At 70.9% G+C, this 24,234-nt stretch carries 25 protein-coding genes; 12 read left to right on the top strand and 13 right to left on the bottom strand.

All coding sequences use genetic code 11. The annotated features are described in order from the left end of the window. Positions 1-562: tetratricopeptide repeat protein (locus ACWEOZ_RS23170; RefSeq protein WP_451912761.1), on the bottom strand; the 562-nt coding region annotated here is incomplete at its 3' end. 665 nt (positions 563-1,227) lie between these two features. On the opposite strand from ACWEOZ_RS23170, the gene ACWEOZ_RS23165 reads away from it, so the two are divergent. Beyond that, complete coding sequence (locus ACWEOZ_RS23165) at positions 1,228-1,746, top strand: cupin domain-containing protein (RefSeq protein ID WP_451912760.1); 519 nt, start codon at positions 1,228-1,230, stop codon at positions 1,744-1,746. 21 nt (positions 1,747-1,767) lie between these two features. On the opposite strand, the gene ACWEOZ_RS23160 is transcribed toward ACWEOZ_RS23165, so the two are convergent. Continuing rightward, positions 1,768-2,448: a hypothetical protein gene (locus ACWEOZ_RS23160; RefSeq protein ID WP_451912759.1), complete on the bottom strand. Its 681-nt coding sequence runs from the start codon at positions 2,446-2,448 to the stop codon at positions 1,768-1,770. A gap of 333 nt (positions 2,449-2,781) precedes the next feature. Between ACWEOZ_RS23160 and ACWEOZ_RS23155 the strand changes: the two genes are divergently transcribed. Beyond that, positions 2,782-3,417, top strand: coding sequence for a hypothetical protein (locus tag ACWEOZ_RS23155; RefSeq protein WP_451912758.1), 636 nt, complete (start codon positions 2,782-2,784; stop codon positions 3,415-3,417). 8 nt (positions 3,418-3,425) lie between these two features. Here ACWEOZ_RS23155 and ACWEOZ_RS23150 read toward each other — a convergent pair whose 3' ends face one another. The 3 genes from ACWEOZ_RS23150 to ACWEOZ_RS23140 all read right to left on the bottom strand — a co-directional run bounded on the left by ACWEOZ_RS23150 (position 3,426) and on the right by ACWEOZ_RS23140 (position 7,921). After that, positions 3,426-3,818: an ester cyclase gene (locus ACWEOZ_RS23150; RefSeq protein ID WP_451912757.1), complete on the bottom strand. Its 393-nt coding sequence runs from the start codon at positions 3,816-3,818 to the stop codon at positions 3,426-3,428. Between the two features lie 110 nt (positions 3,819-3,928). Next, positions 3,929-6,037: a galactose oxidase-like domain-containing protein gene (locus tag ACWEOZ_RS23145; protein WP_451912756.1), complete on the bottom strand. Its 2,109-nt coding sequence runs from the start codon at positions 6,035-6,037 to the stop codon at positions 3,929-3,931. Between the two features lie 315 nt (positions 6,038-6,352). After that, positions 6,353-7,921 (bottom strand): dolichyl-phosphate-mannose--protein mannosyltransferase, encoded by a 1,569-nt coding sequence (locus ACWEOZ_RS23140; RefSeq protein ID WP_451912755.1) that lies wholly within the window; start codon positions 7,919-7,921, stop codon positions 6,353-6,355. 529 nt (positions 7,922-8,450) lie between these two features. Here ACWEOZ_RS23140 and ACWEOZ_RS23135 point away from each other — a divergent pair. Continuing rightward, complete coding sequence (locus tag ACWEOZ_RS23135; protein WP_451912754.1) at positions 8,451-8,657, top strand: hypothetical protein; 207 nt, start codon at positions 8,451-8,453, stop codon at positions 8,655-8,657. A 25-nt stretch (positions 8,658-8,682) separates the two neighbouring features. Continuing rightward, a complete protein-coding gene (locus tag ACWEOZ_RS23130; protein ID WP_451912753.1) occupies positions 8,683-9,153 on the top strand; it encodes an SMI1/KNR4 family protein in 471 nt (156 codons plus the stop codon). Positions 9,154-9,161: 8 nt separating this feature from the next. Here ACWEOZ_RS23130 and ACWEOZ_RS23125 read toward each other — a convergent pair whose 3' ends face one another. Beyond that, on the bottom strand, positions 9,162-9,551 hold the full coding sequence (locus ACWEOZ_RS23125) for a VOC family protein (protein WP_451912752.1): 390 nt from the start codon (positions 9,549-9,551) through the stop codon (positions 9,162-9,164). An 8-nt stretch (positions 9,552-9,559) separates the two neighbouring features. Then, on the bottom strand, positions 9,560-10,429 hold the full coding sequence (locus ACWEOZ_RS23120; RefSeq protein WP_451912751.1) for a helix-turn-helix transcriptional regulator: 870 nt from the start codon (positions 10,427-10,429) through the stop codon (positions 9,560-9,562). Between the two features lie 141 nt (positions 10,430-10,570). Here ACWEOZ_RS23120 and ACWEOZ_RS23115 point away from each other — a divergent pair, with 141 nt between their 5' ends. Continuing rightward, on the top strand, positions 10,571-11,881 hold the full coding sequence (locus tag ACWEOZ_RS23115; protein ID WP_451912750.1) for an alpha-hydroxy-acid oxidizing protein: 1,311 nt from the start codon (positions 10,571-10,573) through the stop codon (positions 11,879-11,881). A 12-nt stretch (positions 11,882-11,893) separates the two neighbouring features. On the opposite strand, the gene ACWEOZ_RS23110 is transcribed toward ACWEOZ_RS23115, so the two are convergent. Then, positions 11,894-12,718, bottom strand: a complete 825-nt coding sequence (locus ACWEOZ_RS23110) for a hypothetical protein (protein ID WP_451912749.1) — start codon at positions 12,716-12,718, stop codon at positions 11,894-11,896. Then, positions 12,715-13,170, bottom strand: a complete 456-nt coding sequence (locus tag ACWEOZ_RS23105) for an NUDIX domain-containing protein (RefSeq protein WP_451912748.1) — start codon at positions 13,168-13,170, stop codon at positions 12,715-12,717. The genes ACWEOZ_RS23110 and ACWEOZ_RS23105 overlap by 4 nt, the downstream gene beginning before the upstream one ends. A gap of 53 nt (positions 13,171-13,223) precedes the next feature. Here ACWEOZ_RS23105 and ACWEOZ_RS23100 point away from each other — a divergent pair, with 53 nt between their 5' ends. The 3 genes from ACWEOZ_RS23100 to ACWEOZ_RS23090 all read left to right on the top strand — a co-directional run bounded on the left by ACWEOZ_RS23100 (position 13,224) and on the right by ACWEOZ_RS23090 (position 15,547). Further along, positions 13,224-13,850, top strand: coding sequence for a maleylpyruvate isomerase family mycothiol-dependent enzyme (locus ACWEOZ_RS23100; protein WP_451912747.1), 627 nt, complete (start codon positions 13,224-13,226; stop codon positions 13,848-13,850). Positions 13,851-13,957: 107 nt separating this feature from the next. Continuing rightward, entirely contained in the window at positions 13,958-14,500 is a 543-nt protein-coding gene (locus ACWEOZ_RS23095; RefSeq protein ID WP_451912746.1) for a hypothetical protein, read from the top strand. A 183-nt stretch (positions 14,501-14,683) separates the two neighbouring features. Continuing rightward, entirely contained in the window at positions 14,684-15,547 is an 864-nt protein-coding gene (locus ACWEOZ_RS23090) for a hypothetical protein (RefSeq protein ID WP_451912745.1), read from the top strand. 56 nt (positions 15,548-15,603) lie between these two features. Here the strand turns inward: ACWEOZ_RS23090 and ACWEOZ_RS23085 are convergent, their stop codons facing one another. Then, on the bottom strand, positions 15,604-16,269 hold the full coding sequence (locus tag ACWEOZ_RS23085; RefSeq protein ID WP_451912744.1) for an ArsR/SmtB family transcription factor: 666 nt from the start codon (positions 16,267-16,269) through the stop codon (positions 15,604-15,606). A gap of 118 nt (positions 16,270-16,387) precedes the next feature. Here ACWEOZ_RS23085 and ACWEOZ_RS23080 point away from each other — a divergent pair, with 118 nt between their 5' ends. Beyond that, positions 16,388-17,773, top strand: coding sequence for an NAD(P)-binding domain-containing protein (locus ACWEOZ_RS23080; protein WP_451912801.1), 1,386 nt, complete (start codon positions 16,388-16,390; stop codon positions 17,771-17,773). Positions 17,774-17,793: 20 nt separating this feature from the next. Next, positions 17,794-18,978 carry an MFS transporter gene (locus tag ACWEOZ_RS23075; protein WP_451912743.1) on the top strand — a complete coding sequence of 395 codons (1,185 nt, stop codon included), beginning with the start codon at positions 17,794-17,796 and terminating at the stop codon, positions 18,976-18,978. A 96-nt stretch (positions 18,979-19,074) separates the two neighbouring features. Here ACWEOZ_RS23075 and ACWEOZ_RS23070 read toward each other — a convergent pair whose 3' ends face one another. Continuing rightward, the gene (locus tag ACWEOZ_RS23070; protein WP_451912742.1) at positions 19,075-20,001 is read right to left on the bottom strand and encodes an NAD(P)/FAD-dependent oxidoreductase; all 927 of its coding nucleotides are present in this window, start codon (positions 19,999-20,001) and stop codon (positions 19,075-19,077) included. Positions 20,002-20,048: 47 nt separating this feature from the next. Between ACWEOZ_RS23070 and ACWEOZ_RS23065 the strand changes: the two genes are divergently transcribed. After that, the gene (locus ACWEOZ_RS23065) at positions 20,049-20,630 is read left to right on the top strand and encodes a helix-turn-helix domain-containing protein (RefSeq protein WP_451912741.1); all 582 of its coding nucleotides are present in this window, start codon (positions 20,049-20,051) and stop codon (positions 20,628-20,630) included. Between the two features lie 3 nt (positions 20,631-20,633). Here ACWEOZ_RS23065 and ACWEOZ_RS23060 read toward each other — a convergent pair whose 3' ends face one another. Both ACWEOZ_RS23060 and ACWEOZ_RS23055 read right to left on the bottom strand, forming a co-directional pair. Next, positions 20,634-21,755, bottom strand: coding sequence for an SGNH/GDSL hydrolase family protein (locus ACWEOZ_RS23060; protein ID WP_451912740.1), 1,122 nt, complete (start codon positions 21,753-21,755; stop codon positions 20,634-20,636). 302 nt (positions 21,756-22,057) lie between these two features. Next, a complete protein-coding gene (locus ACWEOZ_RS23055) occupies positions 22,058-22,753 on the bottom strand; it encodes a bifunctional DNA primase/polymerase (RefSeq protein WP_451912739.1) in 696 nt (231 codons plus the stop codon). Between the two features lie 245 nt (positions 22,754-22,998). Between ACWEOZ_RS23055 and ACWEOZ_RS23050 the strand changes: the two genes are divergently transcribed. After that, complete coding sequence (locus ACWEOZ_RS23050; RefSeq protein WP_451912738.1) at positions 22,999-24,228, top strand: helix-turn-helix domain-containing protein; 1,230 nt, start codon at positions 22,999-23,001, stop codon at positions 24,226-24,228. The last annotated feature ends 6 nt before the right edge of the window (positions 24,229-24,234 follow it).

The raw sequence follows: 24,234 nt of genomic DNA, 5'->3' as shown, positions 1-24,234 counted from the left end.
CGTAGGCGGCCTCGTCGATGGCCAGGGCCCGTTCGGTCAGCCGACGGGCGTCCGGCAGCTCTCCGAGATCTCGCAGGATCAGGGCGAGGTTGCTCAGGATGGTGCCGACGATTGGGTGGTCGGGGCCGTAGGCGGCCTCGTCGATGGCCAGGGCCCGTTCGGTCAGCCGACGGGCGTCCGGCAGCTCTCCGAGATCTCGCAGGATCAGGGCGAGGTTGCTCAGGTAGGTGCCGACCTCGGGGTGGTCGGGGCCGTAGGCGGCCTCGTCGATGGCCAGGGCTCGTTCGGCCAGCGGTCGGGCCTCGCCGGGCCGTCCATGGACCTGCAGAAAGATAGCGGCACGACCCAGCAGCCACGAACCGTCCCGTACTGCCTGCTCACGGCCCGGGCCCGGAAGCGACAAGTGACCGGTCTCGCCGATCTGATCTGTCGCCGCCAGTACATGCGGCAGCAGGACCTCCCACCGCGGCCAGTCCTCCGGCGCACCCATGATCGTCGCCGGGGCCTCGCTGCACAGCAGGCGCAGCGCCACGGCGCGGGGATCGAAGTCACCTAGCTCCATCGTGGGCCTCACACTACGGGAGCGATCCACGCTTGGCTGCAGCACTTCGGTCGGGCCCTGTGGAGAATACGCAAAGGAGACTGCCTCCCCGGCTACCTCTGCCTCAGGTCAGCACCAGTTACGGGCTTGGGTTGTAAATCCGCTGCCGATCGCCGAACTGAAGATGGGAGTGGGAGTGATCTGGAAGTAAGTCTCCGGCTGCAGGGCGGAGGCAGTCGTCAGCCTTACCCGAGTCGGCCCGTCTCAGTCGTCGTCTCAGTTCGACTCAATCCGGCCGACGTTCGCCGGTGGTCGTCGAGGTCCGGCAGCGCCTGCTGTCTGTGCCGCGCCCTGGTCGAGGGCGGTCAGCGTACCGCCTCGGACATCCCTGGACGAATGTCGATCGATCTTACAAGCGAGGGGTCGTAGGTTCGAAACCTACCGCGCCCACCATGCCGGCTCCGGGGGCGACCCCCGGACTCCCCACGGTGCGATGGTCGCGCCCAGGTGTTCCGGCGCGGCAGCGAGCGACGGTCTGAAAGAAGTGCGGCCTCCTGGGTCTCCCGCGACGTCCGATCGAGCTATGGACAGGGTCAGCGGCCAGGTGGATGGTGTCAGCGCGGGGGTTCTCGACTGGCACTGAGGCCGGGGAACCACTTCGGTCTCCACATCACTGAGGAGTGCCGATGAAACGCCGCCGCCTGCTCATGGTCGCTCCAGCCGTGTTACTCCTGGGAGCTGCCCTCCTGCCACCACCTGCTCTCGCCTCGCCCGGAAGTGGCTTCACCGCGCCCGTCCTCGTGACGGCGAACCTCGATCACAAGGTCAAGATCAACAGCGACGGGGTCAAGGTGCGGACGAACGAGCGGACCGATGTTCGCGTCCAGCGGTTCGTTTTCGAGGCCGGCGGCTACACCGGCTGGCACCATCATCCTGGCGTGGTGATCATCGCCGTCGAAACGGGCTCGTTGACGTTCTGGGATTCCCAGTGCCGGGCCAAGACGTACGGACCCGGCCTCCGGAACGGTTCTGTGTTGACCGAGAGCGGCGACGCGCCGGGGCAGGTCACCAGCACCAATGGGGGTACGTCCTACGTGACGTACCTGGCACCGAGCGCTGACCCGCCCGTCTTCCGGATCGAGGACAACCCGCCGCGCTGCCCGAGCGGTCGGCTGCTCAGCGGGTCCCCGACCGCAGCACACTGATCTCGACCCACCCGGGAGCGCCTACCCAGCGGTTTCATGCTCGGCGGTGGGCGGCAGAGGTGCGCCCAGGTTGAGCACCGACCAGACGAAGAGAGCCGGCGCGGCGAAGAGCAACACGGCGCCTCCGGCCCAGAGGACAGCCAACCCCGGCAACGGCGCAGGCGGCACCTGGATCCCGAAGGAGCAGACCCGGAGTGCTTCCCCGATGGCGTTGTCGGGGATGGTCGCCTGTCGCTCAACATCGGCCAGAGCCTCGACGGCGATGAGCGCCGAGAGCAGCATCGTGACGGCGCTGACAGCGAGGAGCACGCCTGCGTGGTCCGACCGCCCGCCGACACGCCTCAACGCGGTGACGGTCAACGCGACGACCATGAGAAGCGACAACACTCCGGGTGACGCCGCGACCAGCAGCCCGGGCTCGTCGGCTACTTGGGCAAGGGGTGAAAGCCCGACAAGTGTCAGCAGGGCCACTATCACCACGGTGGCGAGGCGCGCGGGCCGCGACCGCTTGCGCGTCGGCCGGGATGACTTGACCACGGCGTAGGTTGCTGAGGCGACAGCGGCGAACCGCATGACTTCACTGAGTTGTGCGTAGCGCAGTTGCCCACGCCAGTAGCTCGGATACGTGTCGGTCGGGCAGCCGCTGCCATCCAAAGGGCTCAGCGGAGGCACAGGCATTGCGTGTCCGACCAGCTCGACCACGGCCGTGGCGGCCAGCAGAAGGCAGAAGGCGACAAGGGTCAGGCGTACCGCCCGATGAGCCGGCCAGCCCGGCGCAGACCGCCAACGCCAGCATCATCGTCACTTCGGCGGCGTACCGCGTGCCGTCCTCGTCGAGGAGATACGTCGCAACGGTGACGATGAGGGCAACACCGAATGTGGCGATGGCCGCGTTCAAGGGGCGCACCTGCAGTGATTCTTCCAGCTCACGGAGCTACTGGCCGGAGTTCGATGATTCAGCGAGGCACAGTAATCGCCGGGGTCCTGCGCTGGTTGATGCAACGATCGGATCCCGTGGTCGAAAGGGCTGTAGTGGTGGGTGAGTCCTGGTGGGGTGAGCTCGACGTCGCGCTGAACGAGTCCGACGTGGTGGGTGTGCAGCAGCGATCAGGAAACATCGTGCTGCTGCTCCATGTCCTCTTGGCGCCTGAGCGCGGGCCGGTTGATCCGGACACCCGCCGCATGCTCGTCCTATCCGAGCCGTCGAGGGCGCGGGTTCTGCTCCGTCGCGACCGCATCGGGACAGACGCCTATGGGCCGGCCGTGCCCCTGCCCGATCTGGAAGCGGTGGATGAGTTCCTGGCCTCGTTGTCCTGGTCCGGCGCCATGTATGGCTGGCGGTTCCTGGACGAGCCCGAGTTGACCGACGACTGGCCGGCGCTCGTGAGCCTGGACCTCGGACTGGCGTCGACGCCGGCGCGGCACAGCCTGTACTGGTTCAATGAGTGCGGCCGCGAGGAGGACGGCGACCAGGTGGCCTACTGCAGCGAGGGCGTCGTGGAGTTCGAACGGCTTCGGGTGCTGCGTGCCGATGGGACTCCGGTCGCGCTGGAGGATTTCGTCGCCGACGGCAAGCGCTGGTGGTCGGGTCTGCACAACGGCGATCCTCGGGTTGCGCCTGAGGCGCAGACGGCGCAGGCCGAACGCCCGTCGTGGCGGCCACTCCACTGAGGTGGTGCTCAGGCTCCCAGTTGCTTCTTGATGCTCTGGGCGTCGAGGAGATACCACATGCGCTCGAAGCGGCCGTCACGGAAGTGGTAGAAGGCGTACTCGGTGAACGTGATGTCGCGGCCGGTGGGCTGAAGTCCCAGCCACTCCTTCACGGGGGTGCCGGTGTCGGTCAGCCGGGCCGCCACCCGGCCGTCCTCGATGATCAGGTCCTCGAGGTGGTAGACGAGGTTCTGCACCGAATCCATCGCCTCCTGCAAAGCGGCGACGTACTCGTCGCGGGAGACGGACTCGCCGTTGAAGACGATGGTGTCGTGAGCGAACTCGGCCATGCGATGCAACTCGCGGGCGTTGACTGCCTCGAGGTAGTCGCGATAAACGTTGCGCAGGTCAGTGGCGCTCATCGGAGTTTCCTTCCCGGCAGTTGGACTCTCTCCACATCTACCACCCGGCGAGCGCGATGGGCGCGTAGGTCTGCAACCTGCCGCGCCCATCCCTAAGCCGTTCGTGGTTCCTACCAGGTCCATTTCTGCAGGGCGCTGCCGTTGCAGGTGGCGATCACAATCGCCGCCTTGCTCGCGGTCGAGGCCGCCGCCAGGCACAGCGCCGTGTTACCCAGCGGCCGGACCGTGCCGTCCGTACGGAACTGCCAGGTCTGCGCCGCGGTGTTGTTGCACCTGTAGGTCCAGATCTTCTGCCCGGTCGCGTACGTCGCCGACGGTACGTCGATGCAGTTGCCCAGCACCCGCAGTGTGTTGTCGTTCGGCAGGCGGGTCAGCGCCTGCGCCTTGGTGTTGTTGCACGTGTACGCCTGCAGATACGTCTTGATCGCCACCGCCGACGACGGTACGTCGATGCATCGGGTGTCGGTCTTCACGCCGCTCATCAGGGGGTTCGGTCCCTTGGCGACCTGGACGATCTTCGCGATCGACGGCACGCCCTCGGAGTTGATGACGAAGAGCATGTAGTAGCCCGGAGGCGTCACGCCGCCGGTCGGTGGGCCGGTGACCGTCAGGGTCGTGCCGGAGGCCGTGAACTTGAGCGGAACGTAGCGTTGCCCCTGGTCCACGCCGTGCGTCACGTCGCTGAGGCCGACCAGCGCCACCTTGCTGATGTCGGCACCCTCGCCGACCGTGACCGAGAAGTTCGTGTTGACGGCGACGCTCGCCGGTGCCGCCGAGATGGTCGGTCGGGTCGCCGGCTCGCCGGTGCCGTCGTTCTTGAACAGGTACGGCGGGCTGAAGTATTCGATGTTCTTCTCCAGGTATCCCACGGTCATGCAGATGCCGCAGATGCCGCCGCCTCCGGTCATGACCCGTCCGTCCGGCAGCAGCGCCGCCGTCGAGTGGTACTGCCGGATGCGGCTCGCGCTCGCCAGCACGGTCCACTGGCCGGTCGCCGGATCCCAGCGTTCGGCGGCCGTCGCGGCGTGGTTCAGGTCGACCAGGCCGGAGGTTGCCGCGCTGGTCATGCCGCCGGTCGCCAGCACCGAGCCGTCGGCGAGCACAGTGGCGTTGTGCTGGCGGCGTCCGCTCGCCATGGAACCGGTCGCCGCGTAGGTCGGTACCAGGCCGGTGGTGCTGTTGAGCAGGACCGCGGTCCGGCTCGGGACCTTCGCGACGCCGCCCTCGGTGATGTTGCCGCCGCCGACGACGATCGACTTGCCGATGTCGTACGTGGCGAAGCTGCCGTAGTCCCGGGTGATGGCGTCCCGGGTCGCCGTGCCCGTGATCACGCCGTTTCCCGGGGTGTTGATGGTGTATCCGGTCGGGTACGGGCCGATCAGTCCGAGCTGGGTGTCGGGACGCGAGCCCATGAACGGATACATGCGGGCGCCGTATTTCGTGAATCCGGTCAGCGCGCGAACGGCGCCGTTCGCCTGGTACACCTCCGCCGTGGTCGGACCGCCGCCGATGATGACCTCCTCGCCGTTGGCCATCTGCGTCACCGCCGGATACCAGCGGGCGGCGGCCATGTCCTTCCCGCGGGTCCACGTCTCGGTCTGCCAGTTGAACACATAGGTGCGGACCGTTCCGGCCAGCTGGGCGTTGGCGTTTCCACCGGCGATCAGAATGTTGCCGTTGGTCAGATGCGCGAAGCCGGCACAGAAGATGTTGGAGCCTTGCAGGTCGACGCGTTTGCTCGTATTGTCGGCCGGATTCCACACCATGGCCCGGGTGAAGGTGTGATCCGGATAAGACTCGGCCGCGTTGTCGCCGACGGAGTCCCAGATCAGCAGTTTGCCGTTCGGCAGCACCGCCTGGAACACCGGGACGACCGACGTGGCGGTGACCGGGCTCCACTCTCCCGACTGCCCGGGATCGGCGGCCGGCGCCCGGTTGGTGACGCGCGCCGTCCCCGGCCGTACCCCGGTTCGGCGTTCGATCTGTTTGGCCTTTTCTGCGGTCTGCTGCTCGATCTCCCGCATCGGCGTGCCCACGAGATCCTCGGCCATGTGCTCAGCGTCGTCCGCCAGGTGAGCGTGCTCCTCGGCGTGCTCGTGGGTGTGCGTGTGCGGTTCGGCCGCCGGCTCGGCGGGGGCGCCGGCGGCCGTTGCCGAGCCGGCGAAAAGTAAAACAGCCGACAGCAGGAAAGACCAGATCAACCTACGACGGGTACGCATGGCAGGGTCCTTTCGCCGGAGATCAATGATCAGCAGCTGTGGACGGCGCGCCGGAACCCACGTCGAGTTGTATCCCCGTTGGTGCGAGATCCGCGAATGTCGTCTCGCTGACCGTCTTATGTGTTCAGTGGCGTCACCTTAACCGTGATTAAATTGATCATCAATGCCTGCTGGACGTGCCTAAGGACCGATTCCCGGCTCCGTCCGGACACGTGATACAACCGAACGGGCAACGTCGGATGGCGAGTGGACAATCGGCTCCGTACGGTCCCGTGGCAAGCCGTTACACAGGCTGAAAAAGGCGGAAATTCCGAACTAGACCCAGCGGGTGCCCAGCCACATCCGGTCGTACCAGCTCTCGTAGGTCATCAACTGGCCGACAAAGATCGGAAAGAAGTAGGCGAAGCACAGGGCGACCGCGAGCACGTATCCGGCGGCGACGATCGTGCCGATCAGCCGGCGGTCCGAGCGGACGGCTTCGTCCCGCGCCGGTGTCATGATCGCGCCCAGGACGTACACCACGGCCAGGATCAGGAACGGCAGGGCGGGCAGCGCGTAGAACGAGAACATCGTCCGGCCGTCCTTGACGGCGTACCAGAACCAGGGCAGCAGGCCGGCCACCACGCCCGTACCGATGGCCACGGCCCGCCAGTCCCGCCGGGCTATGCCGAACCACACCAGCGCGCCCAGCGCGGGGAGGAACGACCACCAGAGAACGGGCGTGCCCAGCAGCAAGATCTCGCGGGCGCAGCTCGGAGCACCGCAATTGCCGGTGCCGTTCCAATAGAACGGCACCGGGCGGCCCAGCAACAGCCATTGCCAGGGCCAGGACTGCGACGGGTGCTGATCGGTCAGGCCGCTGTGGAAGGTGTACGCCACCGAGTGGTAATGCAGCAGATTGAGCAATGGGCCCAGGATCGGCGGCTCACTCAGGCCGCTTTCCTCGCGGTAGTGCCGGAAATAACCGGAGTCGGTGACGAACCAGCCCGTCCAGGAGGCCAGATAGAAGATGCCGGTCAGGGCGAAACTCAGCGCACCCCAGCCCAGATCGCCCACGATGCCGGCCATGAGCGGGCCACGGACACCGGCGGAACGGCGCGCCCCCACCCGCCAGGCAATGATCAGCGCGGCCAGGAACGGCAGGAAGAACAGCGCGCTCCACTTCACCCCGCATGCCAGCCCGAACAGCACGCCGGCGGCCAGCAGCCACCACGGCACTATTCGCGGGACTTTCGGCGTGCTGCCGGGGTCGTAGCCGTTTTCGAGCGCGCGCAGCAGGCGGCGACGGTAATGGTCGCGGTCGAGCAGCAGCGCCGCGAAGGTCGCCAGGACGAACAGCCCCAGAAAGATGTCGAGCAGAGCGGTGCGGGAAAGCACGAGCTGAAAGCCGTCGAGCGTCATCAGCAGGCCGGCCGTTCCGGCCAGCAGGACCGAACGGAACATCCGGTACGCGACCCGGATCAGAATCAGAATCATCAGCGTGCCGGCGATCGCGGCCGCGAACCGCCAGCCGAGCGGATTGTTGCCGAACGCCTTCTCGCCCAGCGCGATGAGCCATTTACCCAGGGGCGGGTGCACCACGTACGCGGGCCCGTTGGCGTCCTCGTCCCACTCCACGCCGTGCTGGAGCATGTCCCACGCGTCGGTCGGATAGTACTTCTCGTCGAAGACCAGCCGGCGCGGGCTGCTGATCCCGTTCAGGCGCAGGATCGCGGCCATCGCCACGATGACCGCGGTGACCACCCACGAGTACGGATCGAGCCAGTTCTCCAGCGTCGCCAGCCGCCGCCGCACGATGTCGGGCACACCGCGCAAACCCGCGGCATCGGCCGGCGCCGGCGGTGGCGGGGTGAGCGCAGTCCGAGCTGCCGCCGCGATCGTCACCGGGCGATCGTAGGATCCGCCGTCGAGGTCAGGTCACCTTGATCGTCGGAGTCGCTGCTAACGGGGCAGGAGGCCGCCCGGCCGCTCATAGACGAATCTGCGGTGGGTGAGCGGCCAGGCGAAGCCGACCACCTCGACAATCTCCACAATCCGTAGATCGCGCCCACCACATACTTCGTCACTGTCCACGGAGGCCACCAACGGCAACCACGGGGGGTCTTGCTGTCGCACTTGAGGTTCTGGCAATGATTGGCGAAGAAAGCGGTAGGCGCGATCACATACGTCAGGCAGGTCGTCGTAATGGCGAACGCGACTGCCAGAGCCGTGGAGTCGTCCTGCCGCCGGGAGCTTCCATCGCGTCCTTTCGTGCGGCCGGAAGGCAGAGGCCCGGGCCCCCCGGGCCTGCGAACCAACTTCCGGACAGACGAAATGCTCGTGGGTTCGCTATGGTGGCGCGGCTGATCAGTCACGGGAGTGTTTGCCATGACGTCTCGTCTGCGCGTGCTCGGCGCCATCCTGCTGACCGCCGGTGTGCTCCCGGGTCCGTCCGGTCGCGCACGCCGCCAACGCCGACACCGCGAAGCTTGCCGCGCTGACCGAGCTCGACAGTGACGGCAAGGTCACCGCCTACCCGGTCAAGCCCGGCGAGACCGTCCCCGTCGTGCTCGGGGTCGCCGACCTCGGCACCGAGCCCCTGCCGGGCGTCGTGGTCAACCGCCCGAGCTTCACCGCCTGATCGGAGCGAGCAGAGGGGGAACCACGTGACTTCGCCATTCGACGACGGGCCGGGGGAGTGGACCGGACCGCCGCTGACCGACGACATGGTCCGACAGGCCGAGGCGACTCTCGGCGTGCGGCTGCCGCCGGCGTACGTGGACCTGCTGCGACTGCGCAACGGCGGCGTGCTGCGGGACACGCGTCATCCGACAAGCTTCCGGACGTCCTGGGCCGCTGATCACTTCGCGGTGGACGTCCTGCTGGGCGTGGGATACCCCGAGGGCGCCGACGCTCAGTCCGCGTACCTGATCGCCGAGTGGGGCTATCCGGACGTCGGGGTAGTGATCGGGGTGACGCCCTCGGCCGGCCACGACACCGTCATGCTGGACTACTCCGGGTGCGGACCCGCCGGTGAGCCCGCAGTCGTGTATGTCGACGACGACCGGCTCCCGAGGCGGGTCGCCGACTCGTTCGGGCAGTTCATGAGCGGTCTCGAGCCGGACGACGAGGGATAGCGGCCGTCTCAGGCGACGCAGAACTCGTTGCCCTCGGGATCCTGCATCATCACGTGATCCAGGCGGTCCAGGTGATCGTAGGACTCCTCGCGGACGGCAGTCGCCCCGGCGGCGACGAGTTCGGCCACCTTGGCCCGGATGCGCTGCTCGCGTACCGCCGGATCCATCGGCTGCCCGGCGGCGATCCGGATGTCGAGGTGCAGCCGGTTCTTGGCGGTCTTGCCCTCGGGCACCCGCAGGAAGCTGATCGCCGGCAGCCGGCCCTCCGGGTCGATCAGCGCCGCGCCGTCGGCGTAGTCGTAGCCCGGCTCGTCGACGTAGCCCAGCGCCAGCGCCCAGAACCGGGCGAGCCGCCGCGGGTCCGCCGCGTCACCGGTCACCGTCCAGTGTGTGGTCATGCCTGACATCATGGCCCGGTGGTGACGCTCTGCTCCGCAGTGGCCGACCAACTCGCCAGCAGGCGCAGCGCGTCCTGGGCCGGTGAGCCCGGCTCGGCGCTGTAGGCCGTGAGGGTCAGGCCCGGGTCGGCCGGCATCGGCATCGCCTCGAAGCCGAGCTTGATTTCGCCGACGACCGGGTGCCGCAGGTGCTTCGTCCCGGTCTGGTGCAGGCGTACGTCATGCGCGGCCCACCTGGTGCGGAAGGTCTCGCTGCGGGTGGAGAGCTCACCGACCAGGTCCGTCAGCCCCCGGTCGTACGGGTCCCGCCCGGCCTCCGTGTGCAGCAGCGCGACCGTCGTGTTCGCCGCGCCCTCCCAGTCGGGGTAGAAGTCCGTCGCCCGCGGGTCCAGGAACGCGAAGCGGGCCAGGTTCGACGGCCGGCCCGGGTGGTCGAAGACCGGCGCGTACAGCGCGTAGCCCAGCCTGTTGGCGGCGAGCACGTCGAGCCGGGCGTTGCGGATGAACGCCGGCGCGTCGGTCATCGCGTCGAGCAGCTGCTGCACGCCCGGACGGATCCGCAACGTGACCGGGCGGCGCCGGGCCCGCGCCGGGGTGTTGCTGGCCCGGGCCAGGTCCGTCAGGTGCGCCCGTTCGGCCTCGTCGAGCTGCAGCGCCCGGCAGATCGCGTCCAGCACGCTGTCGGAGACGCCGCCGAGGTTGCCGCGTTCCAGCCGCGTGTAGTAGTCCGGGCTCACGCCGGCGAGCAGGGCGACTTCCTCGCGCCGCAGCCCGGGGACCCGCCGGTGACCGCCGTAGTTCGGCAGGCCGGCCCGCTCGGGCGTGATCCGGGCCCGCCGGGAGGCGAGGAACTCGCGGATGTCGTTGCGGTTGTCCACGCACTCCACCGTACGGGCGGCCCGGCCGGCGATGGAGGTTCTGTCATTACCTGCCTCGCCTGCGACGGCGGCAGGCCCGCGATCTAGCGTGGCGGGCACAGGCCGGTGCCGTCCGCCCGGCCCCCTGACCGAGGAGCGCGCATGGCGGCCGCCGTCACCCCCGGCGCCGGGCTGGCCCGCCTGGCGACCATCTACCGCGAGGGCACGCTCGGCCGGCGACCGGTCGTGCCGGCCGACTTCGCCGAGCTCGAGCGCCGGGCCCGCCGGGTGAGCAGCAGAAAAGCCTGGGCGTACGTCGCGGGCGGGGCCGGTGAGGGCCGGACGATGCGGCGCAACCGGGCCGCCTTCGATCAGTGGGCGATCGTGCCGCGGATGGCCGCCGGCGCCGTGGAACGGGACCTCTCGGTGCAGCTGCTCGGCGCCCGGCACACCACGCCGGTCCTGCTCGCGCCGGTCGGTGCCGCCGCGCTCATGGGCCGCGACAGTGACGTGGCCATCGCCCGGGCCGCCGCGGCGACCGGCACCGCCTACGTCTTCTCCAACCAGGGCTGCAACCCGATGGAGGAGTGCGCGGCGGCGATGGGCGACACCCCGCGCTGGGTGCAGCTCTACTGGAGCACCGACGAACGCCTGGTGGACAGCCTCATCCAGCGGGCGGAAGCGATCGGCGCGGGCGCGCTGGTGGTCACCCTGGACACCACCGTGCTGGGCTGGCGCCCGCAGGATCTCAACCTGGGGTCGCTGCCGTTCAGTCGAGGCCTCGGCATCGCGCAGTACACCTCCGACCCGCGGTTCCGGCAGATCGTCACCGAGCGGCTGGCGGCACCCCGGCCGGGCAAGGCACCGGTACGGGTGACGCCCGGTGCCGTTCGCGCGTTGCTCGCGATGACCCGCAACCATCCGGGCCCGTTCTGGCGGAACCTGCGCTCGCCGGTGCCGCGGGCCTCGGTCGAGACGTTCCTCGACATCTACTCCAATCCCGGGCTGAGCTGGGAACACCTGGCGACCCTGCGGGACCGGACACGGCTGCCGATCGTGCTCAAGGGGATCCTGCATCCCGACGACGCCCGCCGTGCGCTGGACCTGGGCGTGGACGCCATCGTGGTCTCCAATCACGGCGGCCGGCAGGTCGACAACGCCGTCGCCGCGCTGGACGCGCTGGTCGCCGTGCGTGAGCGGGTCGGGACGGAGCCGACCGTGCTGTTCGACAGCGGCATCCGTACCGGAGCCGACGTCTTCACGGCCCTGGCCCTCGGCGCCGACGCCGTGCTGCTGGGCCGCCCGCACCTGTACGGCTTCGCACTGGCCGGCCGCCGCGGCGTCGAGGACGTGATCCGCAACGTCATCGCCGAGCTGGACCTGACCATGGCCCTGACCGGCGCCCGCAGCATCGCGGCGATCACCCGGGACCTGCTGCGGCAGGAGACCGGGCAGAGTGCGCCGCACGGCTGAGGTCGGCATCCACTACCGCACCTGGCTCGAACGCGTCTGACCGGCCAGGACGCCGGCGATGGCCGCGACCACCGGCCGGTACGGCTCCTCCGGCTCCTGCGGCCACCCCGCGGCATCCCAGGTGCCGAGCCGGTAGGCCGCCGCCCGGACCAGCAGCTGGCCCCACTCCGGCAGGTGCGCCCACCGCTCGATCACCTCCGGGCCGACGCCGTGCCACACCATCGCGTCGACCGCGGCGACGGCCGACGCCCACGCCGGCGGCCGCCAGTACGCCGCCCAGTCGATCACCGCGGGCGGCCGGCCGTCGGCGAACAGCACGTTGCCGAGCAGGTCGCCGTGCACGATCTGCTCCGGCAGCGCGATCGGCCGCCGGTACGCCAGCAACTGGTCCAGCAGGGCGGAAGGTCTGCGCCGGGCCGGGGGCAGATCGTCGCCGAAGGCGAGCTTGTTGCCGTACTCCCAGGGGTTGTCACGGGTGTCGAGCAGCGAGGGTCGCGGCACGGCGGCGACCGCCTCGTGGAACGCGGCCCCGGCCCGGATCACGTCGTCGACGCGGCGCTGGTCCGGCTGCCCGGCGACGGCTCGGGCCGCCTCCCAGCCGCCGGCCAGCCAGTCACCGTCGGCGGCGCGCACCGGACGGGCGATCCGGAAATGCGGCGACTCCGGCAGGACGGCCAGCACATCACTGCGCCAGCGGACCTCCTCGTCGCCCTCGGCCGGCTTGAGGACGAGGTCGCCGATCCGCCAGGTGCCGCCCTTGCCGCCGGCCAGCCGTACCGCTTCGCCCCGCGCGCCGAACGCCGCCCGCACCTCGGGCGGCGGCCCTTGATCTGTCATGGGTGACCGTCTTCCAGATAGAGCGTGGTGCTCGTGTGCAGGGCGCGCAGAGCGGCCGCGGCCCGCCGGGCCAGCAGCGGGAGCAGTCGTTGTGCGGCCTCGCCGGGGTCGGACCAGGCCCAGCTGCGCAGCTCGGCCTCGGGCAGCCGCACCGGATCACCGCACCGGCCGCCGTCGAAGACCAGCATCAGACCGTCGGTGCGAGGGTCGCGTGGCGGCACCCAGTCGACGACGAGCAGCCGGCCCGGCACCACGCTGAGCCCGAGCTCCTCGGTGATCTCCCGCGCGGCGGCCGCCCGCGGTGACTCGCCGGCCTCGACCACCCCGCCGGGCAGCTCCCAGTGCGGCTTGTAGGTGGGCTCCACCAGCAGGATGCGGTCGTCGCTGTCCCGCAGCAGCAGCGCGGCGCCCATCCGCTTGCCCGGCAACGTGGCCGTCCAGTCGGTCGTCACGGCGGCCAGAGTACGGGCCGCGGGCGGTTCGCCGGCGCCGTTAGCCTGTGCCTGTGGATATCCGTTCCGCGATCGCCGACGAGCGGCGCCGCGTCGCCGATCTGGTGGAATCGCTCACCCCGCAACAGCTGGAAACCCCGAGCCTGTGCGGCGAATGGACGGTCCAGCAGGTGGCCGGCCACCTGGTCGCGGCGATCGGCAGACCGGTGACGCCGGTGCTGCCGCTGCTCGCCCGCAGCGGCTTCAGTATCCACAGGACGAACGCCCGGCTGGCGGTCCTCACGGCGGAGCAGTCATCGGCCGAGCTGGCCCGCAGCCTGCGCGACAACGCGGAGAACCCGTTCCGCCCGCCGATCGTGGGGTATCCGGGGCAGCTGACCGACCTACAGGTGCACGGTCAGGACATGCGCCGGCCGCTGGGCCTGCCGCACGGGCTGCGGCTGGAACGGCTGCGGGTGTCACTGGACTTTCTGGTGGGCGGCCGGGCGGTCGGCTTCGCACCGAAGCGGCGGCTGGCCGGACTGCGTTTCGAGGCGGCGGATCTGGACTGGTCGGCGGGCGCGGGCCCGCTGGTGACCGGGCCGGCGGAGGCGCTGATGCTGGCCATGACCGGGCGGGGCGCGGCGCTGAGCGAGCTGGACGGGCCCGGCGTGCCGATCATGGGCAACCGGTTGGGCTGAGCCGGAGGCCTGTCCTTTTCGGATAGTTGTCCGGGACGCGCGGACGTGCCCGGACCGCGCGCCACGCCGGGGACAGAAATGTCAGTCGCCGGTCATAGCGTCGCGGCATGGATGACAACGAGTACGTACCCGACAACGACCACCGCCCGCACCTCAGCCTCGAGCGGCACCTGACCATCGGACCGCACGTCTACCAGCTCACCGCGTCCGGCACGGGCGACGAGCGCATCGGCCTGTCCCTGGTCGGCTGGGGACCCGCGGGCGAGGTGGTGAGCGAGATCAGCGGAGGGATCTCACCCGCCGACCTCGCCCCGGTGGCGGACGCGCTGACCTCGACCCTGGCCGGCCTGGCCGCGCTGCGCCGGCAACGCCTGTCCTCGGTGACACCGACGACGGCGAGGTCCGGGGAGCGGCCGAAGCGGCACCGCAACCAGGGCACCCGCTGGTCGGCCGAGGACGACGAGCGGCTGGTGGCGCGGCACCGGGCGGGCGCGAGCCCGAGGAAGCTGATGGACGAGTTCGGTCGCAGCCGGGGAGGCATCCTCGCCCGGCTGGAGCACCTCGGCCTCATCACCGCTGACGGAGTGCCGGTCGCCGCGGCGGAGGAAGGCGGTCCGGGCGAGCGGACGGAGGTCGCCGAGGCAGCGTAAGCCGGGAGGCGTGGGCCGCCTGCGGGGATGCACCCGCGCTGCACCCGGGCGTGAGCTCAGGTGGCCCCGCACCCACCCGATTCCTTCAGGCAACGGCGGACGGCTCCGCCGGTGAGCGGGCCCGGGCGTACCCCCCTCGGCGTCCGGGCCCGCTCAGCTACCCGCAGGCGGAAAGGGTGCACCGTGGTCACACCGGGGCCCAAGGGCCTGCACATCGGCATCGACACCGAGAAGGTCGTCGTGTCGCCCAGCCCGCTCAAGATGCGTTCCGGCCGGGCCCGGCGGGTCCGCTGGGGTTCCGTGACCGAGGTGGTGCCGGCCGCGCCCAGCGGGCGCAGCCGTCAGGACCGGATCCGGTTCGCCTCTCAGCTCACGCTCGTCCTGGTGATGCTGTCGGCGGTGCTCAGTGCGCTCGGCATCGCCTGGTGGACGGCAGCGGGTGGCTCGCTGGCGCTCATCGCGTTCGTAGCGGTCGAGCAGGCGCGTGCTGCCCGCATCGCGATCATCGCCCTGCCCAAGGGCGACAGTGCCCACGTGCTCGTCGCTCCCGAGGAGCGGGCCGCGTTCGAGCGGGCTTTCGTGGTGGCCAAGCGGGTGCGGCGCACCTGGCCCGCGCTGAGGCACATGATCGACTCCGACGACGCGGATCGCAGTCTGTCCGCGGCGCTGGAGGAGCTGGCCGCCATCATGGCCCGCCGCCAGCAGATCCGGTGCCTGCGCGAGGAGCTCGCCCAGGCCACCCGGCACGACCTGCCGGCGGACAGCCCGGCGGTGCAGGCCCTGGCCGAGCAGCGGCTCCGGGTCGAGGCCCTCTGGCGCTCCACGGCCGGCGCGGCCAACCGCATCCTGGCCGGCATCAACGCCGCCGCGCTGGCGGGGGAGAACCTCATCCGGGAACAGCGCATCGGCGACACTGCCCGCGAGGCCGAACTGGCGATCTCCCGGCTGACGGCGGCCGGCCCGCCCCGCACCGAAGCCGGCCCGGAGCTCGCCGAACGCACCGCCGCGGTGATCGCCGCCTACCGCGAGCTGGCCTCCGGCCACTGAAAGACCGAGCTGGCCTCCGGCCGCTGAAAGAGCGAGCTGCCGCTCGAGTCGCCGCCTCAGGAGCGGAAGTTGTCCGCGTTGTCGCGGGCCCGTGCCCCGAGATCCGCCAGATGCAGAGCTGCCCCCTGCAGCGACTCGGGCACCAGCCGATAGAACGTGTACCGCCCCCGGGGCTCAGCCTCGACCACCCCGGCCTCCCGCAGTTGCTTCAGATGGCCGGACACGTTCGGCTGCTTGGCTCCGGTCTCCGCGACCAGGTAAGCCGTGCACGCCGGCCCGTCCGCCAGGATCTCCACCAGCTGGGCGCGCAGCGGATCGGCCAGCAGCCGTACGACATCGGAGCCGGTTGATATCAGCGAATTCTGATGTGACGGCGCCGAGGAAGCGGTCAGCAGGCCGCCCAGCAGATTCATCGCGTCCTTCTTGACCCAGTAGTAGACCCACGTCCCGCGCCGCTCGCAATCCACCAGGCCGGTCTCCCGCAGCACCCGCAGGTGGTGCGAGATGGTCGCGCCCGTCACCTCGAACGCGTCGGTCAGGTCGCAGACGCAGATCTCCGTAGTGGCCGCGATCAGCGACAACAGTCGCAACCGCACGGGATCGCTGAGCGCCTTGAACATCGGCGCCAGCTCGACCGCGGCCTGCGGAGCCAGCGCCTGCGCCGACAACGGAGGGCAGCACGCCGCCACCGGCGGGATCTCGACCACGGGGAGAACGGACATGCGAATAGCTTGACACTCGTCTAAGTCCGATGCAAGGTGAGTGAGGAGTTAGACCGCTGTCAAGCAAGAGGAGCTGGGAGCTATGAGCGAGAAGTGCTGCGGAACCGCCGAGGTGACCATGGAGCAGCGCAGCGACGCATCAGGCGTGGCTGATGAATGGACGGCGTTGCCGGTCGTGGTCATCGGTGCCGGTCCGGTCGGGCTCGCCGCCGCCGCTCAGTTGCGGGAGCGGGGCCTTGTCTTTCAGCTTCTCGAGGCCGGTGCCGGCCCGGCCGCCGCCGTCCGCAGCTGGGGGCACGTCCGCCTCTTCTCCCCGTGGCGCTTCAACATCGACGCCGCGGCGGCCCGCCTGTTGACCGACGCCGGCTGGGTGCGCCCCGCCGACGACCAGCTGCCCACCGGCGCCCAGCTGGCCGCCGATTACCTGCAGCCGCTCGCCGATCTGCCCGAGATCAAGCCGCACGTCCGCTACGGCGCCCGGGTCGTGGCGATCACCCGGCTCGGCCTCGACCGCATCCGTACCGCCGGCCGCGCCGCCGCCCCCTTCCTGGTCCGCCTGGCCGACGGCGAGGACATCCTGGCCCGCGCGGTCATCGACGCCTCCGGCACCTGGGGCACGCCCAACGTCATCGGCGCCTCCGGCATCCCGGCGCACGGTGAGGCCGAGGCGGCGGCGTTCGTGGAGTCGGCGCTGCCGGACGTCCTGGGACGGGACCGTGAGCGGTTCGCCGGTCGGCACACCCTGGTCGTCGGGGCCGGGCACTCCGCCGCCAACACGCTGCTGGCCCTGGCCGAGCTGGCCGAGCAGGCTCCCGGCACCCGGGTGACCTGGGCGATCCGGGCCACCGACCCGGCCCGCAGCTACGGCGGTCAGTCCGCCGACGCGTTGCCGGCCCGCGGCGCGCTGGGCAGCCGGCTGCGCGCCCACGTCGAGTCCGGCGCCATCACGCTGCTCGGCGGCTTCGGCGTCCAGCGGGTCACGGCCCGGCCCGACGGCACGGTCGAGGTCTCCGACGGCACCCGTACGGTCACCGCCGACCGGATCGTGTCGGCCACCGGGTTCCGTCCGGACCACTCGATCGCGGCGGAGCTGCGGCTGGACCTGGACCCGGTGCTGGGCTCGACCCGCGCGCTGGCTCCGCTGATCGACCCCAACGAGCACTCCTGCGGCACCGTCCCGCCGCACGGCGTCGACGAGCTGGCGCATCCGGAGCCCGGCTTCTTCGCCATCGGGGTGAAGTCCTACGGTCGCGCGCCGACGTTCCTGCTCGCCACCGGGTACGAGCAGGCCCGTTCCGTGGCCGCCGCGCTCGCCGGTGACTGGGCCGCGGCCCGGGACGTGCAGCTCTACCTGCCCGAAACCGGGGTCTGCAACAGCAACCCGGTCGACGGCGACGCCGGGCGCGGGCTGGCCACGGGAGTCGCGGGCGGGCTGCTGTCCGCGCCGCTCGCCCTCGTCTCCGTCTCGGCCGGGGACAGCCAGGCCGGCAGCTGCTGCGGGTGACCGGGGGACACCCCGGCCCGGTGACCGCCGATCCCGCGATCGGCGGTCACCCCGGCACCCGGGTGCGCGCCCGCCGCACGGTCGCCGCGCTGGCGATCACCCAGACCGTCGGCTACGGCACGCTCTACTACTCGTTCGCGGTTTTCCTGACCCCGCTCGCCGCCGAGCTGCACACCACGACAACCGCGATCACCGGTACGTTCACCGCCTCCGTCCTGGCCGCGGCGATCCTTGCCGTGCCGGTCGGGCGGTGGCTGGACCGGCACGGCGGCCGTGCGCTGATGACCGCCGGCTCGCTGCTGGGCGCGCTGCTGCTGGTGGCCTGGTCGCAGGTGGACAGCCTGTGGCAGCTGTACGCGGTCCAGATCGGTCTCGGCGCCGCCGGGGCCGCCAGCCTCTACGAAGCCGCCTTCGCCGTGGTCATCGCCTGGCACACCGCGGCCGAACGCCCGGGTGCTCTGCTCGTGCTCACCGTCGTGGCCGGCTTCGCCAGCACCGTCTTCCTGCCGCTGACCGGCCACCTCGTGGAGCAGTACGGCTGGCGCACCGCCCTGCTCATCCTCGCGGCCGTCCAGGCGCTGCTCACCGTCCCGCTGCACGCGATCGTCCTGCGTCCCGCCCCGCCCGTCGCCCGGGCGTCCCGCGCCCCGTTCCGGCCCGACCGGGCGTTCTGGCTGCTCGCGCTGGGCTTCACCGCCAACACCGCCGCCATCTCCCTGGTCACCGTGCACCTGGTGGCAGCCCTGCTGAGCTGGGGTCACCCGCTGTCGTTCGCGGCGACGACCGCCGGGCTGTTCGGTCTGCTGTCGGTCACCGGCCGGCTGGCCACCACCGCCCTGCAACGCCGGTTCCGCACCGCCACGATCGTCGCCGCCGTCTTCACCGTGCAGGCCGTCGCGGTGGCCACGCTGCCGTTCACCGGCCGGACCACGGTCGGCGCCGTGGCCGGGGTGGTCGGCTTCGGGCTCGGCTTCGGCGTCGCCACCATCGCCAAGCCGGGGCTGCTGGCCGACCGCTACGGCACGAGCCGCTACGCCACCATCGCGGCGACGCTGGTCGTGCCGATGACGATCGCCAAGGCCACCGCCCCGCTGGGCGCCGCGGCACTGCTGACCCGCGCCGGCAGCTACACCAGCGTCTTCCTGATGACCGCCGGCCTGTGTGCCGTTGCCGCGGCGGCCCTGCAATTCAGCCGGGAGCGGTGACCGCCGGCTTGTGTGCCGTGGCCGCAGCGGCCCTGCAGATCAGCCGGGAGCCGTGACCGCCGGCCTGCTGGCCGCCGCCCCGGCGGCGACCGCGGGTCACCTTAGAGCGGCGACCGCCCGGGCGGTGTCCTCCATGATCAGATCGGCGTTGAGCTGGGCGCCGACGTGCAGGCCGGCGGCGGCCGCGCTGACCACCTGGGCCATCTGGTCGGTGACGTTGCCGGCGACCCAGACCCCGGGCACTTCGGTACGCCCGTTCGGCTCGGCCACCACCGCGCTGCCGAAGTCGTTGTCAGTCGCGGTCAGGCCCAGTGACGGCAGCGGTTCCGCGTTGGCCAGGAAACGGGGGGCGACGACCAGGGTGTCGCGGGCCACCACGGTGCCGTCCGTCAGCCGTACCCCGGTCAGCTTGTCGCCCGCGGCCAGCACCTCGGCGACCTTCTCGGTGACCACCGTGATGCCCCGGGCGCTGAGCTGCCGGGCCTGGTCGGCGTCCGGTTCGGGCGCGGTGTGCAGGAACAGCGTGATGTCCTCGCTCCACTGTCGCCACATCAGCGCCTGGTGCAGCGACATCGGCGACGAGCCGATGATCCCGATGGCCCGGCCGCGGGCCTCGTAGCCGTGGCAGTACGGGCAGTGGATCACGTGGTGTCCCCAGTGCTCGCGCAGGCCGGGGACGTCGGGCAGCTCGTCGGTGAGGCCGGTGGTGACCAGCAGCCGCCGCGCGGAGTAGGAACGGTCGTCGGCCGTCGTCACGGTGAGCAGGTCGCCGTCGCGGCCGGCCCCGGTCACCCGGCCGTCGACGATCTCACCGCCGTAGTGCCGTACCTCGCTCTGCCCGGCCGCCCGGAAGTCGGCCGGCGCGATGTCGTCGCGGGTCAGGTAGTTGTGGATGCCGTCGGCGGGAGCGTTGCGGGGCTCGCCCGCGTCGATCACCAGCACCGACCGCAACGCGCGGCTCAGGGCCACCGCGCCACTCAGTCCGGCGGGCCCGCCGCCGATCACGATCACGTCGTATGTCATGGCACCACGGTCGCCCCATCCCGGGAAAAGTGGCAAGCTTTGTTGCCATGACGGCAAACGACGACGTCCTGGCCGCGGTCGGGCCCCGGCTGCGCGCTCTGCGCCAGGAGCACGGCACCACGCTCGCCGCGCTCTCCGAGACCACCGGGATCTCGGTGAGCACCCTGTCCCGGCTCGAGTCCGGGCAGCGGCGGGCCACGCTGGAGTTGCTGCTTCCGCTGGCCGGGGCCTACCGGGTGCCGCTGGACGAGCTGGTCGGTGCCCCGCCCACCGGCGATCCGCGGATCTACGCCCGGCCGCTGCGGCACAGCAGCGGCCAGACCATCCTGCCGCTCAGCCGGCAGGCCACCGGCCTGCAGGCTTTCAAGCACATCATCCCGGCCGGGCGGCGGACCGACCCGGACCCCAAGACCCATGAGGGGTACGAGTGGCTGTACGTCCTGCACGGCCGGTTGCGTCTGGTGCTCGGTGAGCACGACCTGGTCCTGCCGGAGGGCGAGGCGGCCGAGTTCGACACCCGGGTGCCGCACTGGTTCGGCAGCGCGAACGGCGAGGCGGTCGAGTTCCTGAGCATCTTCGGCCGCCAGGGCGAGCGCATGCACGTCCGCGCCCGCTCGACCCGCTCCTAGCGGCTACCAGCGCAGCGGCAGAGTCGCGAGGTACGCCTCCAGCCGGTCGGCGATGACCTGGTGGTCGCGCACGGACGGGTGCCAGTGGCAGCCGCCGTAGTCCAGCCCGGCGCTGTCGTAGTACCAGTAGCGGACCCGGCTGTCACCGCGGTCGTTGCTCTCCTGGACGACCTGCCGCGCGGTGTCGGCGAACGCCGTCGTGCCGGACACCGCCGTCGCGCTCACCACGATGATCGTCCGGGGTCCGTAGCGGGCCCGCAGCTTGTCGAGGAAGCCCAGGTAGGCGGTGCGGTACGCGGCGATCAGGCTCTCCGGCGTCCACTGCTCGCCCGGGTTGATCGCGGTGGAGAAGTCGTTGATGCCCAGGCCGATCACGACCAGTTGGGGCCGCCACCGGCCCGGCCGCCAGACGTCGCCGTCCACGCTGAGCAGCGCCCGGTCGTAGTAGGTGCGGTAGCTGGTCCCGGGTTCGCCGCCGTTGTAGTTGCGCACCATGCCGCGGCCGGAGAAGGCGTTGAGCTGGTAGTCGGCATTCAGGCGCCGGGCGGTGAGGGCGCCGAAGCTCAGGTCCGCGTTCGTGGTGCGGTTGACCTCGTCGCCGGTGCAGTCGCGGGAGGCGGAGAGGTTGCCGTAGCCCACGGTGGAGGAGTCACCGATGAACTCGATCTGCCGGTGCCGGTGCCGGGGCGGGGGGCCGGGCAGGATCGCGCCGCCGGCCGCGGGGACGAACCCGCCGAACTCGCTGACCGCCCATGGGCTCTCCGACCGCTTGACCAGCCGGACCCGGTGCGGGCCGGGCGCCAGGTCGCGCACCCAGTAGGTGGTCCGGCCGGGCATGACCAGGGTGGCGACCGTCGCGCCGTCGATCTGCACGTCGTAGTCGGCGGCGGCGTCGTTGAGGACGATCCCGACGCCGGTGCCGCGGAAGCGGCCCTCGAAGTAGACCCCGGGCCAGCTGTACCGCAGCGCGTCCACGGTCGCCTCGACGCGCCCGGCGGTGTGCACCCCGGACAGCGCGGCGGCGGGACCGGCCGGTGCAGGTGCCGCGCCGGCGCTCGTGGACATCAGCAGGGCCGGCAGCAGTACGGCGGCCAGCAGGGTTCCGGTCAGACGGCTCGGTCGCACGGGCTCTCCTCGGGGTCACTCCCGGCCAACTCATTCGTGACCGTCGATGCCACCACTGAACCGGTCAAGTGTCAACCGGGCAGCGATCATCCACTCGTCGGTGGTCTGAGGGCCGATAGCCGATCGGGCGAACTTTCGCGCAGAGTGATCAGGTGTTCACCCAATCGGGCGACTCGACTATCCCAAGGTAGGCAAATACGTTGTCAACTGACATGTGTGCTCCCGACCATGCCCGGACACCGTCCGCCACGTGGATCTCTGATCCGGGCGACGGGCAGTTCACGGCGTCCGGTGGACCTCGCTCAGGCCGCCCGGCGAGCGGTGGACATCTGCCGGGGCACGACCACCGTGGCCGGTGGCCGCGGCCGTCGGCCGAGGACTTCCAGCGCGTCCAGCAGCATCGTCTGAACGACTGCCGACTCGGGCAGCTGCCAGCCCGTCTGCTCCGGCGAGACGGCCCAGCGGATCGGGCCCTGCGGGGTACGGCTCGGTGCCGCCGGGATCCACGAGCCGCGGCCGTGACGCAGCACGTCCAGACAGGACCCGAGTTCCGGGCGCAGTTCCGCTCCCGGGCGTACCAGGAACATCCAGCGTCCGGACGGCGTCACCACGACCGGGCCGCGGGCGTCTCCCCCGGCCGGGCCGAGGACGCCGGTGTGCAGGCGCACCGCGCCGAGCACCCGCAGGCCGACGGCCGCGGGCACCTCCAGCACGTCGAACTTCCAGCCGGTGGCCAGCAGCACCGTGTACGGCCGGCGGTGCCACCAGCGCGCCACCCGCACAGGGTCGGTGCTGGAGTCCTCCTCCCAGGACTCGATGGCGGGGTGGCAGCCCATGATCGGGCAGCCGGCCCGGCCGCAGGCGAAGCGGTGACCGGCCAGATAGGCGCCCGGGGTCACGGCCCAGCCGTGCGCGGCGTACCGCAGGGCGGCCCGCCGCAGTCGCAGCCGATCAACGTATTCCCGGGGGCCGATCGGCCATCGGTTGCTCCACTGCATGGTCGGAATACCTCCGATCCGGCACCAGGGGCCGCTATAGCAGTCGCAACTGCCGTTACCAAGCTCGACACGCCTCGTTTGTCGGGGCAGATCACGTATTGCAACTTGCATGAGAAACTATCGAGCATCGGTGGGCAGACGATCACACAACCTGTGCGACCCGCACAGAGGAGTGAGGTCCAAACTGCAGCTGACACACCGCAATGCTCACCGGCGGGGGTCGCCGGATGAGTTGGGGAGGCACCGTGGACGAGCTGCCGATCGGCCGCCGAGTCGCCTACTGGCGCGGCCGTCGAAAGATGTCCCAGCAGGTCTTCGCGGACCGGCTGGGAAAGTCGAAGAGCTGGGTCGACAAGGTGGAGCGAGGCGTCCGCCGGCTCGACAAGTTCTCCGTCGTCTATGAGATCGCCGACGTCCTGCAGATCGACGTCCAGCTGCTGCTGGGCAAGGACGTCGAGCGCAGGCCGGAGACGCAGAACTGCATCGACCAGGTCGAGGTCGAGGAGATCCGCGCGGCGCTGGAACGCTACGACCAGATGAGCGCGTTCTTCCACCCGGTGCCGATGGCACCGCCACTGGCGGAGATGCGCAAGGCGGTGGGCCACGCCTGGCTGACCTATCAGCACGCCAAGTACGGCGTGCTCGCCCGCAAGCTGCCCCAACTGCTGCGCGACGCCCAGGCCGCCGACAGTGCCCACGCCACCGGCGAGGAGGCCCGCGACGCGGCGCACCTGCTCGGGCAGGTCTACCAGATCGCGTCGTCGGCGCTGCGCAAGGTCGGCGAGCACGAGCTCTCCTGGCTGGCCGCCGACCGGTCGATCGCCGTCTCACAACGCGCCGGCGACCAGCTGCTGGCCGGGATGGCGACGCACCGGGTCGGCATGGCGCTGCTCTCCCTAGGCCGGATCCGCTCCGCGCTCGAGGTCAACGTCAACATCGCCAACCGGCTCGCGCCGACCACCGCGGAGTCTGCCACCCCGGAGCGGCTCTCCGTCTACGGTCTGCTGCTGCTCACCGGCGCCATGGCCGCCGCACGGATCGGCGACAGCGCCACGGTCCGCGACCTGGTGTGCGGGGCCGAGCAGGCGGCCGGCGCGCTCGGCGGCGACTACAACCACTACTGGTCGTCCTTCGGGCCGACCAACGTGGAGCTGCACCGGGCCGCGGCCGCGGTCGAGCTCGGCGACGGCGGCAAGGCGATCGAGACGCACAACCGGATCAACAAGGAGAGCTTCGCCGCCATGCTGCCGGAGCGGCGGGCCCACCACTACCTGGACATCGCGCGGGGCTACACGCAGGTCGGCGACGTGGAGATGGCCAGCGAGATGCTGCTGGAGGGCGATCGGCTGGCCCCCGCGGAGATCCGCTGCCGCCCGCTCGCCCACGAGGTCATCTCCGACGTGTTACGACGCACACGCGGTACACCGCCGGCACCCATCGCGGAGCTGGCCGAGCAGATGGGAGTCGGCGTATGAGGTGGG

This window comes from Actinoplanes sp. NPDC004185, assembly GCF_053603475.1.
The sequence above is the reverse complement of the archived record's forward strand: the minus strand, read 5'-3'. Positions and strand labels throughout refer to the sequence as shown.

Coding starts and splice junctions, on each gene's coding strand:
- ACWEOZ_RS23110 (WP_451912749.1), bottom strand. CDS start 12,718: ATGACAGATCAAGGGCCGCCGCCCGAGGTGCGGGCGGCGTTCGGCGCG.
- ACWEOZ_RS23085 (WP_451912744.1), bottom strand. CDS start 16,269: ATGTCCGTTCTCCCCGTGGTCGAGATCCCGCCGGTGGCGGCGTGCTGC.
- ACWEOZ_RS23095 (WP_451912746.1), top strand. CDS start 13,958: ATGGATGACAACGAGTACGTACCCGACAACGACCACCGCCCGCACCTC.
- ACWEOZ_RS23055 (WP_451912739.1), bottom strand. CDS start 22,753: ATGCAGTGGAGCAACCGATGGCCGATCGGCCCCCGGGAATACGTTGAT.
- ACWEOZ_RS23150 (WP_451912757.1), bottom strand. CDS start 3,818: ATGAGCGCCACTGACCTGCGCAACGTTTATCGCGACTACCTCGAGGCA.
- ACWEOZ_RS23080 (WP_451912801.1), top strand. CDS start 16,388: ATGGAGCAGCGCAGCGACGCATCAGGCGTGGCTGATGAATGGACGGCG.
- ACWEOZ_RS23065 (WP_451912741.1), top strand. CDS start 20,049: ATGACGGCAAACGACGACGTCCTGGCCGCGGTCGGGCCCCGGCTGCGC.
- ACWEOZ_RS23115 (WP_451912750.1), top strand. CDS start 10,571: ATGGCGGCCGCCGTCACCCCCGGCGCCGGGCTGGCCCGCCTGGCGACC.
- ACWEOZ_RS23125 (WP_451912752.1), bottom strand. CDS start 9,551: ATGACCACACACTGGACGGTGACCGGTGACGCGGCGGACCCGCGGCGG.
- ACWEOZ_RS23070 (WP_451912742.1), bottom strand. CDS start 20,001: ATGACATACGACGTGATCGTGATCGGCGGCGGGCCCGCCGGACTGAGT.
- ACWEOZ_RS23165 (WP_451912760.1), top strand. CDS start 1,228: ATGAAACGCCGCCGCCTGCTCATGGTCGCTCCAGCCGTGTTACTCCTG.
- ACWEOZ_RS23145 (WP_451912756.1), bottom strand. CDS start 6,037: ATGCGTACCCGTCGTAGGTTGATCTGGTCTTTCCTGCTGTCGGCTGTT.